Raw genomic sequence first — 13,521 nt, 5'->3', positions numbered from 1 at the left:
TATTTACCTTTACACTTTCTTTTCAATGAACATCGCATCGCCGTAGCTAAAGAAACGATACTCATTTTCAATCGCTTGGGCGTATGCGTTCATGACCTCGTCGCGACCAGCAAATGCGCTAATCAGCATCATCAAGGTAGATTGCGGCAGATGGAAGTTGGTGATCATGGCATCGATAACTTTAAAATTGAAGCCCGGATAAATAAAGATACTAGTGTCAGATAGAAACGAAGCAATCAAAGTATGATCCTGCTGGTGAGCGGCAGACTCAATCGAGCGCACTGAGGTGGTTCCCACCGCTATAACACGTTTTCCGGCGGCTTTCGTGGCTAAAACTTGCGCCGCGACCTCGTCACTTACCTCAGCATATTCAGCATGCATTTGATGCTCTTCAATATTCTCCACCCGTACCGGTTGGAAAGTACCCGCTCCCACGTGCAAGGTGACAAACGCGGTATTTACGCCTTTTTCAGCAAGCGACTGTAAAATAGCCTGGTCGAAATGCAAGCCTGCGGTTGGCGCAGCCACGGCTCCAGGCTTTTCGTTGTATACGGTTTGATAACGTTCTTTATCGCTTTCTTCGTCTGGTCGGTCTATGTAGGGTGGCAAGGGCATGTGCCCGTGCTTTTCGAGCAAGTCAAAGACATTCTCTGCACCTAAAAATTGAATATGAAATAGCGCGTCCTGACGACCTAAAACTTCTACCTGCAGGCCACCCTCCATTTCAAGCTTTGCACCGGCCTTAGGTGACTTGCTCGCGCGGACTTGCGCCAATGCAGTATTATCGCTAAGGACCCGCTCTAACATGACCTCTACTTTGCCGCCTGAGGATTTTTGTCCGAAAAGTCGCGCAGGGATAACGCGAGTATTGTTAAAAATCAACAAGTCGCCAGGCTCCAACAAATCGAGGATATCTGTAAATTTACCATGTTTTACTTCACCCGTATTACCGTTCAAACGCAGCATCTTACTCGCCGTGCGCTGCTGAGCAGGGTATTTTGCAATTAAATGTTCTGGCAATTCAAAATCAAAATCAGTTATTTTCATATATCTCACTACATCAGTTAAAAGCTCGAAAGCAATGCGTATGGATTTATATACCTATAGGTGGCAATAGATACCCTGAATCGGTCGCATATTATACGCACTTACCCTAGTATTGGCTGTACAAAATTCAGACATCTCCCAAACTTGTCGAATCTTTTAGCCCAGCTTCGTGCTGGGTTTTTCTTTTTTAGTTGTTTATACTTTTAAGCCAACAAAAAGATGCATGTTTATGATAACTTTGCGTCTGACTAACAAACTGCCCTACTAGATCAGCGAACACTATCATGATTGCATGGATGAAAACCAAACGAATAATGGCAAAATACCTCAGCGAAATGCGCTGGTATGTGATCCTCTCGTTCACGATTGTATATGCCATTTCAAGTTGGCTGTTGCTGTATGCAGCCGGCGAGCACGACCTATTAGTGCCCCATGACTTCGCTTATTGGTTAGTGGTGACAGGCTCTACGGTGGGTTACGGTGACATGTCGCCAAGCACCGAAGCCGGCAAATGGGCAGTGGCGCTATACATTATTCCAATGGGTTTAAGTATATTTGCGTTGTTGTTAGGCAGAGTGGCTAATTGGGTAGGTAAGCAGTGGCAAAAAGGAGCAAAGGGTTTGAACGATCTTAATTTAGAAAATCATGTGTTAATCATTGGTTGGAATGGCAAACGCACCATGCAACTGCTCAAGTTATTGCTGATTGAAAAAGCCAATACCTCCGACAATCCCGATATTGTGCTGTGCGTGAAAGCCGATATTGAAAACCCCATGCCATCAAAAATTGATTTTGTGAAAGTGCATTCGTTTAATAATGATGACGATATGAACCGAGCCTGCGTTGCTACTGCGGCCACCATCATTATCGATAATCCCCAGGACGACATGACCATGACTACGGCCCTGTATTGCTCAAAGCGAAATCTAAAAGCCCATAAAGTCGCTTATTTTGACGATGAGAGTCTTGTCCCTCTATTGCAAAAGCACTGCCCCGAAATTGAATGTACACCCAGTGTCGCGGTTGAAATGCTAGCTAAATCTGCTTTTGATCCCGGCTCAAGTTTACTCCACCATGACCTATTAGACGTTTACGAAGGGCAAGCGCAATTTTCTGCAACGATCCCAGAGGATGCCGATAACGTAAAAGTTGAAGATTTATTTTTGGCCCTTAAAAAACGCTATAACGCGACATTTATCGGGTATGCTGAACATAATGATTTTCATAATATTGCGGTAAACCCTTCGTTAGATGCCATAATGCACGCTGGCGATAAAGTGTTTTACATCGCCGACAAACGCATCCATAACATCGCTTGGCATACTTTTAACATTCAAAGTGACTAAATTCACCTCACATACAAAGAGCAAGTAGTAAATGACAGAGCAAAATACCCCGCCTACTAAGCCACCGCAAACCGGCTTCTTCGGCAATCTCGTTTTTAATATTGCGATACCCGTACTGATCATGAGTTACGCGAGCTCCGAAGAATACTTAGGCCCCGCTTGGAGTGTGTTGGTTGCTCTAGCCTTTCCCTTATGCTTTGGAATTTACGACTTAAAAAAGACTAAAAAAGTGAATGGCTTTTCAATATTGGGCATCATCAGCGTTTTGTTAACCGGCGGTATCAGCTTGCTGAAACTGCCCGCTGAATACATGGCTATAAAAGAAGCGGCTATTCCTGCCGCGATTGGAATTGCAGTATTGGTGACGCAATTTGGGAAAAAACCTTTAGTTAAAATGCTTATTTTAAACGATCAGATAATTAATTGGGATAAGCTCAACGCGAGCTTAGACGAACATAATGCAAATGCAGAGTTTAATAAAAAGGTCGCCGTCAGTTCTTATATAGTCGCTACGTCTTTCTTTTTATCTGCAGGATTAAACTATGGTCTCGCTAAGTGGATATTGGTCTCAGAACCAGGCACCACCGCCTACACTGAAGAGCTCGGCAGAATGACGGCCTTGAGCTATCCAGTGATTGTTATTCCGAGTATGATTTTGTTAGTCACCGCGCTTATTTATTTGTTCAAGCAAATCTCGCGCTGTACTGGCGAGCCTATTGATACTTTTCTTAATCAATAGGCCCACAGGCTAGCAGTTACTGACGGGCATCTAAAATATCAAATAAGCGATGCGCGATATCAGTATTATTCATGTTGCCCATAAAGTGGCTTACGCCCGGGCCATAGCCATACATATTGACGTCTACCGCCGTATGACCACCTGTGGTCCATCCGGTGTTAGTGCGCTCGTCAACAATGTTTTTCAGCATGTTTTCAATGTCTCTACCAGTCATTTCAGAATTTGCAGCCGTCAAGTTTGCGCTTTCTTGCTCGCTTAATTCAAAGCCAAACATTTCAGAAACATAGGCGGTGCGGTCCTCTGCTTTCATCATGCCAGCGGCAATAGTAGGCACCGAGGCCTTAAAGGCTTTTATCCACTTTGGATCCCAACGATAACCGTCCTTACCAGCAACCGTTAAGCCCCCTGTGCTGTGGTCGGCAGTTAACAGTACAAGCGTATTTGGATTATTCTGAGTGAACGCTTCAATGACCTTCATGGTCGCCACTAAATCATTCATCTCTGCCATTGCCGAAGCGATTTCGTTACCATGGCCTGCCCAATCAACTTGACTGGCCTCAACCAATAAAAAGAAGCCTTTATCGTTATTCAGTTGCTCGAGTGCAACCGCTGTTAGGGCACTCAGACGATTGGGGTTGCTGTCGTCAAGCGACCACGGCAAACTACTTTTGCCAAATAGGCCAATTAGAGGTTTGTTTGCATGCACGCTGCCAAGCTCGTCGTAGCTAGACACATATTGAAAACCATTGGCAACAAATTCATCAACGAGATTACGGTCTTCTCTAATAAAATGATCGGTGCCAGCACCTAACATAACATCGGCTAAAAATTTACCGTTGATACGGTCGTCAAAAAAGCTATCGGCGATTTGCGCATAATTGCGGCGTGCTTCGTTTGCGACCATATAAGCTGCGGGGGTTGCATGCACAATGGTAGAGGTCACTGCCAAACCTGTTTTCATATCGAGTTTGCGGGCACGATGCAGCACTGTTTCAACAGCTTGCTTATTAACATCCATACCAATTGCACCATTGTAGGTTTTTACGCCTGCCGCCATGGCCGTGGCGCTTGCCGCAGAATCGGTGACATAGCCCGATTGCAGATGCGGGTACGTGCGCACCGTTCCAAGCAATATATTGTCAAATATCGTAGTTTCTACCTCTGGCGTGTTCGGGTCGTCATTGAAATAACGATACGCAGACACATAGGCTGGTCCCATACCATCGGCCACAACCATAATAATGTTTTGCGGAGCAGCATTGGCTTTAAGCTCGTCTTTGACCGGTGGCGGCACAGTCGCGCTAGCGCAGCCCAACACAATGATGCCAGCCAAAACCACAGAAGACTGCCCCCAAAATTTACTTATTTTCATATTCATTCTCATAGTTGTATGCGCGTTTTATTATTCGCTATTAAGTCTAAAACCTTGCTTAAAAACAGCATGCAGATGCTCTAGCTTAAAAGTATACAACTTATTAAGGATAATTAAGAGTAAGAAATTGTTGAGGGTTGGTTGTTGATTTTTTCGGATTTTCCCTTGAATACTGAATATCCTTAGTGTCGTTGTAATTGCAGGTCTCCGCCCTTGTCGCAGCCTCGTCGGATCATAAATCCGACCACCCATATGAATGTGTTATGTTAACCTAGCTAAAAACTGCACGAAATATGAGTATTCACAAAAGTCAAAAAAATAAATTTACAAGTATGTTCTATCTTTGATGATAATAAGCATATGCGATGGCATGAGCAAGCACGGCATTCGCATCTTCAACTGTATCAAGCATTTCAATGGGTAATTTATCTAAAATAGGGAGCCCTTCAACATTCGGTTTCTCAGTTTCTAGCCATTGCCAAACTTTATTTACTTTGCCTTTCATGCAAGGTTGTAATGTATCAAAAATTTTAGAAAGCAATTCTGGATGACCATACCATGATGTAGGTTTGATGATAGACTTTCTTAAAGTTGCCCTAGAGGACTTAGCTATGACACGAGGCATTTGCGAAGCTTTCAGTTCGTAGTTTTTAATACTATGTCTAGTCCAATCGGCATAATCTATAAGTTTCGAACTGGGAGGCCTGGTGTTCGGTTTTGTTGGCACGATAAGCCCTAAAGTTTTGTTAGTGTGCTTTCTGATTTTTCTCATTACAGGTGCAATATCTGTATCATTGGTCACAAAAATGAGTTGTTCAATGTCTGTTTCAGTTAGCGCATCGAATAGAGCTTCTACAGCAATGTTCACATCCGACTGTTTTTCCTCCAACTTCCATATTTTTACCTTTTCACAAAATCTGGGAGCAAGTTGTGGATTGTTAACGTCTATCTTAAACGCTTCAGTGTCTGATACAGAAAAATACCCTTCAATAATTGACAAAACATCCTCAGGATATAGTGCTTCTAATGCTCTAAGATAGGTGTTTTGGTCGTTGACAGAATGGTCATTTCTAGCCACTTTACCACTTATCCTTGCAGTAAAATAACGTATATCCAAACTCGATGGTTGGTGTAGGGGCTGAGCGGAGCTCGGAATAATGTGCTGGCTAAATAAAGTCAATGGATTTAGCCATTTATAAGGGGTACCTTTTAGACAACCATAATAAAAATTATAACCATCTACGTATATTCTTGTTTTCATATTGCCATTATCAGAAATGAAAAAACCGACATAGATGCCGGCTTTTTCACTCAACTTCCAGGGGTCATAATGCCACGCGTGAGAAATCGAGTCAGTTGTTGATTTAGAGTCTAACTAAATAAACGAATATGCACAAGGAAACTTTGTGTATTCGACATTAAAAACAATCAGTCCGCCCTCGGATGGGTTTTAGTATAAACACGACGGAGCTTAGCTTTACTAACGTGGAGATACAGCTGTGTGGTTGATATGCTTGCATGTCCAAGAAACTCTTGCACATGACGGATATCCGCTTCATTATCTAACATATGAGTAGCCGCTGCATGTCGATATTGATGGCAGGCTCCCGTTTTATTTATATTCGCTTTTTTAATGTATTTACTCATCAGACTTGATAAGTTTGATGTGCCAAATCTCATGCCTGCTGTATTCAAAAAGAACGCATTTCCTGAACATAAACTGGCGTATAATGGTCTAACATCCCTTAAATATTTCTTTAGCCACTTACCAGCCGTTTTACCAAATGGTGCATACCTGTCTTTTTTATTCTTACTTTGTACAACTCTTAACTGATAGTTGGAGAAATCAACATCCAACAAATTCAGGGCTGCTAATTCACTTCGTCTAATGCCGGATGCGTAAAAGCATTCTACTATGGCACGATCACGGATCCCCTTAACTGTATTTTGAGGTATTTGTTTAATAATGCGTAATACATCTTCATAGCTTAATATTGGTTTAGGCAGTATGAGCCCTATTGTAGGTAATTCAAATTTTTCGACTTCTCTGTGAGTGACTATTTCTCTTTTCGTTAGAAATTGGATAAACACTCGCACGCTAGTCAATCTGCTTCTTACTGTGCTTGGCGCTAAATTTTTATCTTTATTATTACATTTCTTATTTCTCAAAAAAGCCATGTAATCTTCAAAAACATCTAAATCGACGGATTGAAGATTTTGAATATTCTGACTATGCAGCCATTCACGAAAAAAGCGAAGATTTTCAGACTTGTTATCTATTGTCTTCATAGTGTAATCTTTAATAAGGAGATTGTTCAGGTAAAAAGAAATACATTCATTTATTTGGAGCGATGATGGATTAGTTTTCATGCCTAAGTACCTCTATGATGTTTGGAAAAACTAAGGTATTTATTGCATTTTGAGTAGCAAGCCATAGAGTGAATCGACGGCCATTTCTACGAATATATTGCGCCAAACGTTTCGCAAACACACCCGCAATCAGTCCATTTTCATCAAACAAAGGAACGACAAGACAACCTCTCAATTCTTCATGACCTGAAGGACGGATAAGTCCGTGAACCTCTAAAACACCTCTAACGCTTGCACCTTCAGGCGTCCTAGAATGGTCAACATGATGGTTAAGTGTTCTATCACATAACCCAATTTTGTACTTTTTGATAATTGTCTTTGATACGCCAATAGATTCTAATTTTCTGAGCGTTGCCAAGTTACACAATAGCCTACTGTGATAATAATCAAGTAGTTGTTCGATGACTTGCTCTTGAAAATCCGAAACAGACAAAATATCGTGATTGTAATCGACGCAAGAGATCAATACTCGCATGTTTGACATTGCGCCTACAGCGATATTCATTGAATTTAAGTGATTCATTATTCTTCTCCTATAAGTTGATTTTGAACCAACTAACAAGAAGCATTTTTTGAACCTTAAATGAGTTTTGACATTTATTTACTTGCTTCTAACCTACTAATTTAATAATAATAGTTGTAGGCTTTTGTAACACATTNTACTAATTTAATAATAATAGTTGTAGGCTTTTGTAACACATTCATATGAATGGAAGGATTTACGATCCTACTTTGGGTAGATTTCTTCAGGCCGACCCCTTCATTCAGGCTCCAAATGATAGCCAAAGTTTTAACCGTTATTCATACGTCTTGAATAATCCGATGACGATGACAGACCCAAGCGGATACATAAGTTTAAATCCTTTCAAAAAGATTCAGCGAGCAGTTATCAAAGGGCTGTCTAAAGTGTTTGGTAAGAACTTGGTTCAAAGCTTGGGCAATATTGCTTCACTCGCATGCGGTCCTGCTGCGCCAGCTTGTTCTGGTTACTGGAACTACGAGTTTGCGCGCGCTCACGGAGCTTCATCATCAGGTGCTTTAAGGGCAGCGTTTACCGCAGTAGTCGGTGGATATATTGGCGCAAGCGAGAGTATCAATGGCTTTCAAAAGGCAGCTATAAACTTTGCGCTTGAAAGTTCAGTGAATACAAAAGACCAAAACACCCGCTTTATGCAAATGCAATCGGTTTCTGACGAAGACTTAAAGAACTATGCTTTTCAATACAGGCAATACATTGCAGAGTTAGATCCTCGGACACTCATGGGCAGAATACAGATTGCAACGCACGCAAAAGTATTAGGTTTTCGTAACACACACAGTCACGCTGCCGCTTTGGTTAGAAGCCGCAGGCATGCGGAATTCGAACGAAACCAAATGGTAAATGCGTTAAATGTTGATGTGCTCCTCAGCGTTCATCTAACTAGCATAGCAATAGTGACCGGTGCGAGCTCAGTGCCGCAAGATGCGCAAAGCGCTGCTATCCTGTTAGGGGGTAGCATGGATAACAAATATGGGAAACTTATAGGTGCCGTTGGGCAGGTTAATTCTCTCCGTGATTTTTACAATAGGTCGCAAGTTGACAATAAATTTTTTGATAAAAACCCTAGGTTTGAGGACCGATTGAGAATGCTTGAACTCTCAGCTACTGACTATTATATCAACAATTGTCAAAAGGAAATTCAATGTTTTTAAGACTGATTTTTTTAGCTTCGTTAGTATTGCCAAGCTTCGGATGTGACTCTGAAAAAGTAATAGTCCAATCAGATATAGAATATGAAGTGTCTCCTCAAAATTGTGAAGCCAAACTCAAAGATTATGCATTAGTAGAAGACACTACTTATTTTGAGCAAGGCGTGTTCATTCCCGACGGGGCAGAAGTTAAGCTTTCATCTATTGAAAATATGAGTTTTTTGGAGTTTAGAAGTGTCGATAGTGATGGGATATATAATCAGACCATCGACAACGGCAAATTTTTTATTAATATTCTCGAGCCTGAGTTCTATCAAACAATCGCGACACGGATACAAAATGCAAAAAATAAGCGTATACGTTTTGCGAGTGAGGACGAAGTGGGTGGTTTTCTTTTATATTTCCCCCCTGAAGGCGCACTTTCAGCCACGTTTTACATCTGCGATGAATTTAGAATGATTTTGAGTGAAGACGATCTTGGCCGATTGAAAATAGTTCGCGAGCCTAAAGATGGACATTTGGTTCGAGGGACTATTTATTCCAAATAAATATATTACTCAATTATTTTGGATTAATTAGCTGAGCTAGCGCGCCTATTCCCTGCACGCAGCTTTGCTGACATGCACATAAGAATATATGTTAAATGTTTGTGTTGGTGGGATATTGAACGCCCTCTAAAAAAATGGAATGCTTATATTTTTTCTTACTGGTCCGCTTTGGTGTTTTATATGGTCCAAATAGAAAAAGTAGGTGCGCCAATTTTATCTTGCTGCTGGTTCAGGGTCGCCGTACTTAGCATTTGCACATTACGGTCACTTTGGACCATGCAAATTGACGAGCAGTACCATTGACATTCTTTGTTTGGACCAGCTCTCTGATTCAAATGGACGTAGCCATTCAACCAATCGAATAATATATAGTAGTTACTTTATTTTTGTAGTAGTTACTTTATTTTTGCCCGTAGTACTCGATAAAATTACGCCTTGAATTAACATCATTCGAACGAGCAATGATTTCTTGAAAAATATTACAATCCATCGGCGCTGAATATAATTCAGATTTTAACCCGACATACACAGTTGAAAACAAAACAACTCCATTACGAGCTGCTTCGAACCGTATTTTCCAGCATCCCAAATATTCTGTGTTGAATTTGTAGTCACCCTCTGTAAGGTCATGAGTTTTTCCATCCAAGCTTATAAAAAGCTTATTTTCATTTTGGAAGAGGGCAATGAAACTATCCTTTTTTGAAAATATTTTAGTTTTAAATTGCTGCCCGAAACCAGTCACAGGTTGCTCAGCACTATGAACTAAACTATACCGCAATGGTAATTGGGTATGTAATTCATATATCCCTTCATCATTAAAGTTATCAAGTATTACAATGTTATTCATAATTGTTTATGGCTATGCCAGCTCCACCAACAGGTCCCAAAGGAATTAATGCCCTATTATACATGGCATTCGACCTGCCAAGTGAATTTACAGCGTTGCCAAAATTCCCGCCGGCTTTATTCCAATAAAAGGAAGCTGGCTGTTGATAACTTCTAAAAGCACGGCCAAACGTCATTGTTTTCCACATGTTTCTTGCATTCGCCCCTCGGGCAAAGTTTGCATAAGTAGGAGTACCTCGTCCTGTTACATATGCTATTGCTTTATATCCTGTTGCGACAATTGCTCTACCTAAACCAAGTCCACCCATTAGATAAGATTCAGGGGAAACGCTCACTGCTGCTCCATTCCCAGCTTCGAACCTAATTGAAGCAATTCCTGAGGTAGGATCAATTTCGTACCAGTTTCCGGCTTGATCAGTGAGCAATGAGCTAGTTCCATTTGCTTGCAGAAACTCGACTCTTCCACCATTTTCAGTTGCATAGTTTCCTGATGCTGGCGAATAACCACCAATATCAGGATCTTCAATTTGTGAGTTCCCGTTTAAAGCTTGAGCCATTCCTGCAGTTACCGCACCGTTCCCGAACTTACCCCCAGTGATCTTTGAGATAGTTCCGCCAACAATGGCAGCCGTTGTTATTCTTACTATGTCCCAACCAGCGCCAAATTTATCGAATGAAGCATTTATGTTCAATCCTTTTGTGAGGCCTGCACTAAAAAATCCGTGGCCAAACTTCCCACCCTGTAAGTCTGAGATAACTCCCCCAGCCAAACCGTGTGAACCAATATGTGCAAGCCCTCCTTCTAAGGAAGTACCTTTAAAATAGCCACCGATAGCACCAAATGCCGCTCCTGTAAATGCACCAGTTAATGTCCCTCTTAATGTCCCTGTCGCTACAAACCCACCTGCTGCACCAGCAATTGCACCTGAAACCGCTCCAGCTGTTGCACCTGTGAACCCCCAGCCTGCAGCCCAACCGCTGGCAGCACCAGCGGTGAAGTATGTAACGGCCGCCGCAGCTATTACCCGCCAGTTCTTTTTTAGAAACTTACGCACATTTTTAAAAATGCTGATGAAGCCAGATGGATCTGTGGCACTCATCGGATTATTCATAACATAGCTGTAACGATTATAGCTCTGCGAATTATTCGGCGCCTGAACAAACGGATCAGCTTGAAGAAACTTCCCCAAGGTTGGATCGTAAATCCTTCCATTCATATGGATTAATTATCCCCGATCTCCATTAAGCTTAGAAATAATCAGGGATTTAGAAAGGTGACTAATTGATAAAAATACAATTACGGTCTAAAGCATGGTAGCGAAGAAAATTGCATTGCTCATGGCAGATAATAATTAACTTGCATAAATCATTCGATTTACTACTGCGCTCATATTAAAAGGTTTAGGTGTTCGGCGAACCGCCTTAGGCTGCGTGATAGATCTCTTCAACGTCATCTGCAGTGTACACCTGCTGAGCTTGCCATAGATCATAATTTGCCTGCTGGTTCATCCAAGACTGGGCAGTGCCGCCAAATGCCTTAGCGAGTTTTATGGCTACTTTAGGCGTAATACCACGTCGACCATTCACAATCTCGCTAAGTGCTGCTCTAGTCATATTCATTTTTTCAGCCGTGCTTTTGATCCCCAATTCTAAAGGCTCAAGATACAACTCTTTTAAAGTCTCACCTGGGTGTGGGGGGTTAAACATCTGCATAATCATTTTCCTCTAATGGTAATCGAGGTAATCAACGACCTCTGCATCACCGTTTTCAAATTTAAATATCACTCGCCAATTACCGCTAACAGTAACAGCATGATGGTCCTGAAAATCACCCTTTAGAGGGTGCAGGTTAGAGCCTGGATACCTCATGTCTTCAATATCTGTTGCTGAATTGAGCTTAGCTAATATGCTTCTCAATCTCTTAACTTGATCTTGCTTTACGCCTTTTGTGTTTCCGGTCTTGAATAGAGTCTCTAGACCTTTGTGTTTAAACGATTTGATCATTGCGCGCCCTTACATACGTGACTTTAGAGTATCGCGCATCGATACGGAAATCAATGGCCGCATGGAATATTCTATCTGACATCTGTATTTATTCATTTATCGCTATACTGGATACTGCTCAAGACAGTTGAAAAAAAATATCAGAACGTAAAACTCTCGTTCTTATTGGTATCGTACACTCATTTGGATTGATAACAGATTTTTTTAAAAGGCTCAAAATTGTTAGGCTAGAAAGATATCAGGGACAACTAGTCCATATGAATGGAAGGATTTACGATCCTATTTTGGGAAGATTCTTGCAGGCAGACCCCTTTATACAAGGGCCTAAGAATAGCCAGAGCTTTAATCGTTATTCTTATGTGTTAAATAATCACTTCGTTAGCAACGAGTTCAAAAAGTCAATAAGTCCCAAAGCGGTGTTGACTTAAAAAATTCATATAAATACAAATTAAGGTGTAATCACATTTGAATAGTGGCATTTGTCATTAATGCAAATTCTAAATGCTATAGGACTATCATGCTCACGTGTAAAATCAAAAATGTCATAAAGTATAACTTGGCTATATATTACTCCCATCGTCGAATATTTTTTTAATGAAATTGGGTCTTCAAGAATGCAGCTTGAAGAATATTGACTTATAACATCCATCAACACGAAACGTCCTTCAACAAACCTACCAAGTTCTATACCATTAGGCTCGTTTAAGCATAAATTGAACTTATCACTTATTGAAATCGACGACCAATTTTCAACTGTAAAAACGTAAACCTCATCTTTTACTTGCAAGACAAGCCGAAGCTCATTTGTCTCCTTAGCAGAGCTTTGAAAGCATAAAATCAGTAGTATGATTATATACATTGACTTAATATGATTCATATATTCCCCTTGAAGTGGCAAACTAAACCCGAACACGTTTTTAGGTGGTAATATTCCCCTAAGAAAGAGGTGTTTAATGAAAAAACAACGTCGTAGTTTTAGTACTGAATTCAAACATGATGCAGCTAGTCTGATTTTGGATCAAGGATATAGCTTTACTGAAGCAAGCAGAGCCGTCGATGTGCATGAGAACACATTGCGCAACTGGGCACAGCAGTTGAAGTCAGAGAGAGGAGGAGAAACGCCGACCTCGAAGGCATTAACCGCTGAACAACAGCGTATTCAAGAGTTAGAAGCTAGAGTGGATCGATTAGAACGGGAAAAAACCATTTTAAAAAAGGCTACCGCTCTCTTGATGTCCGAAGATCTGAAATATATTCGTTAGTAGATCGATTAAGGGAGCACGACACCACCGAATTGGTCTGTAGAGCGCTAGGTGTTGGCGTGAGTAGTTATTATGAGCGGCGTCAACGTCGCGTTTTAATCCAGGCTAAGCGACGCATTCTACGAGCCAAGGTGAAACGCTTGTTTGATAAAAGTAGAGGCTCAGCAGGCACGAGAACGCTGATCGGCATGCTAAAAGACGAAGGCTTAACATTAGGACGCTGCAAAGTTGCAGGCTTAATGAAAGAGCAAGGATTGGTCAGCAAACAACCTTGTCAACGGCAGTTTAAATTTGACCC

17 protein-coding genes are annotated in these 13,521 nt (G+C 41.3%); 7 read left to right on the top strand and 10 right to left on the bottom strand.

Translation table 11 applies throughout. The annotated features are described in order from the left end of the window. Window positions 1–9: 9 nt before the first annotated feature. Window positions 10–1,047 carry a tRNA preQ1(34) S-adenosylmethionine ribosyltransferase-isomerase QueA gene (gene queA / locus AB9H30_RS18000; protein ID WP_371196122.1) on the bottom strand — a complete coding sequence of 346 codons (1,038 nt, stop codon included), beginning with the start codon at window positions 1,045–1,047 and terminating at the stop codon, window positions 10–12. Window positions 1,048–1,331: 284 nt separating this feature from the next. On the opposite strand from queA, the gene AB9H30_RS17995 reads away from it, so the two are divergent. Together AB9H30_RS17995 and AB9H30_RS17990 are read left to right on the top strand one after the other, a co-directional pair. Next, window positions 1,332–2,393 (top strand): ion channel, encoded by a 1,062-nt coding sequence (locus AB9H30_RS17995; protein WP_371196121.1) that lies wholly within the window; start codon window positions 1,332–1,334, stop codon window positions 2,391–2,393. A 31-nt stretch (window positions 2,394–2,424) separates the two neighbouring features. Next, window positions 2,425–3,132, top strand: a complete 708-nt coding sequence (locus AB9H30_RS17990) for a VC0807 family protein (protein ID WP_371196120.1) — start codon at window positions 2,425–2,427, stop codon at window positions 3,130–3,132. A 16-nt stretch (window positions 3,133–3,148) separates the two neighbouring features. Here the strand turns inward: AB9H30_RS17990 and AB9H30_RS17985 are convergent, their stop codons facing one another. From AB9H30_RS17985 to AB9H30_RS17970, 4 genes are all read right to left on the bottom strand, one after another. Next, the gene (locus AB9H30_RS17985; protein WP_371196119.1) at window positions 3,149–4,504 is read right to left on the bottom strand and encodes an alkaline phosphatase; all 1,356 of its coding nucleotides are present in this window, start codon (window positions 4,502–4,504) and stop codon (window positions 3,149–3,151) included. 337 nt (window positions 4,505–4,841) lie between these two features. Further along, a complete protein-coding gene (locus AB9H30_RS17980; RefSeq protein WP_371196118.1) occupies window positions 4,842–5,819 on the bottom strand; it encodes an NYN domain-containing protein in 978 nt (325 codons plus the stop codon). 113 nt (window positions 5,820–5,932) lie between these two features. Beyond that, a complete protein-coding gene (locus AB9H30_RS17975; RefSeq protein WP_371196117.1) occupies window positions 5,933–6,874 on the bottom strand; it encodes a tyrosine-type recombinase/integrase in 942 nt (313 codons plus the stop codon). Continuing rightward, a complete protein-coding gene (locus tag AB9H30_RS17970) occupies window positions 6,864–7,397 on the bottom strand; it encodes a hypothetical protein (RefSeq protein WP_371196116.1) in 534 nt (177 codons plus the stop codon). Before AB9H30_RS17970 ends, AB9H30_RS17975 begins: the two co-directional genes overlap by 11 nt. Before the next feature lie 182 nt (window positions 7,398–7,579). Here AB9H30_RS17970 and AB9H30_RS17965 point away from each other — a divergent pair, with 182 nt between their 5' ends. Together AB9H30_RS17965 and AB9H30_RS17960 are read left to right on the top strand one after the other, a co-directional pair. Then, complete coding sequence (locus tag AB9H30_RS17965; protein WP_371196115.1) at window positions 7,580–8,566, top strand: RHS repeat domain-containing protein; 987 nt, start codon at window positions 7,580–7,582, stop codon at window positions 8,564–8,566. Continuing rightward, window positions 8,557–9,111: a hypothetical protein gene (locus AB9H30_RS17960; RefSeq protein WP_371196114.1), complete on the top strand. Its 555-nt coding sequence runs from the start codon at window positions 8,557–8,559 to the stop codon at window positions 9,109–9,111. The genes AB9H30_RS17965 and AB9H30_RS17960 overlap by 10 nt, the downstream gene beginning before the upstream one ends. A gap of 400 nt (window positions 9,112–9,511) precedes the next feature. On the opposite strand, the gene AB9H30_RS17955 is transcribed toward AB9H30_RS17960, so the two are convergent. From AB9H30_RS17955 to AB9H30_RS17940, 4 genes are all read right to left on the bottom strand, one after another. Next, a complete protein-coding gene (locus AB9H30_RS17955) occupies window positions 9,512–9,958 on the bottom strand; it encodes a hypothetical protein (protein WP_371196113.1) in 447 nt (148 codons plus the stop codon). After that, window positions 9,951–11,174, bottom strand: a complete 1,224-nt coding sequence (locus tag AB9H30_RS17950; protein WP_371196112.1) for an RHS repeat-associated core domain-containing protein — start codon at window positions 11,172–11,174, stop codon at window positions 9,951–9,953. Before AB9H30_RS17950 ends, AB9H30_RS17955 begins: the two co-directional genes overlap by 8 nt. Before the next feature lie 205 nt (window positions 11,175–11,379). Then, window positions 11,380–11,670, bottom strand: a complete 291-nt coding sequence (locus AB9H30_RS17945; RefSeq protein WP_371196111.1) for a HigA family addiction module antitoxin — start codon at window positions 11,668–11,670, stop codon at window positions 11,380–11,382. Window positions 11,671–11,682: 12 nt separating this feature from the next. Next, window positions 11,683–11,961: a type II toxin-antitoxin system RelE/ParE family toxin gene (locus AB9H30_RS17940; protein WP_371196110.1), complete on the bottom strand. Its 279-nt coding sequence runs from the start codon at window positions 11,959–11,961 to the stop codon at window positions 11,683–11,685. Between the two features lie 257 nt (window positions 11,962–12,218). On the opposite strand from AB9H30_RS17940, the gene AB9H30_RS17935 reads away from it, so the two are divergent. Beyond that, entirely contained in the window at window positions 12,219–12,389 is a 171-nt protein-coding gene (locus tag AB9H30_RS17935) for an RHS repeat domain-containing protein (RefSeq protein WP_371196109.1), read from the top strand. Window positions 12,390–12,409: 20 nt separating this feature from the next. Here AB9H30_RS17935 and AB9H30_RS17930 read toward each other — a convergent pair whose 3' ends face one another. Next, on the bottom strand, window positions 12,410–12,838 hold the full coding sequence (locus AB9H30_RS17930; protein ID WP_371196108.1) for a hypothetical protein: 429 nt from the start codon (window positions 12,836–12,838) through the stop codon (window positions 12,410–12,412). 76 nt (window positions 12,839–12,914) lie between these two features. On the opposite strand from AB9H30_RS17930, the gene AB9H30_RS17925 reads away from it, so the two are divergent. Both AB9H30_RS17925 and AB9H30_RS17920 read left to right on the top strand, forming a co-directional pair. Beyond that, on the top strand, window positions 12,915–13,223 hold the full coding sequence (locus AB9H30_RS17925) for a transposase (RefSeq protein ID WP_371196107.1): 309 nt from the start codon (window positions 12,915–12,917) through the stop codon (window positions 13,221–13,223). A 59-nt stretch (window positions 13,224–13,282) separates the two neighbouring features. Further along, on the top strand, window positions 13,283–13,521 hold a 239-nt coding region (locus AB9H30_RS17920), incomplete at its 3' end, for an IS3 family transposase (protein ID WP_371196106.1).

This window comes from Glaciecola sp. SC05, assembly GCF_041380235.1.
In the GTDB taxonomy this organism is placed as follows: Bacteria; Pseudomonadota; Gammaproteobacteria; order Enterobacterales; family Alteromonadaceae; genus Glaciecola.
Note: the sequence above shows the minus strand (reverse complement) of the source record. Positions and strands in the feature narration are given on the sequence as shown.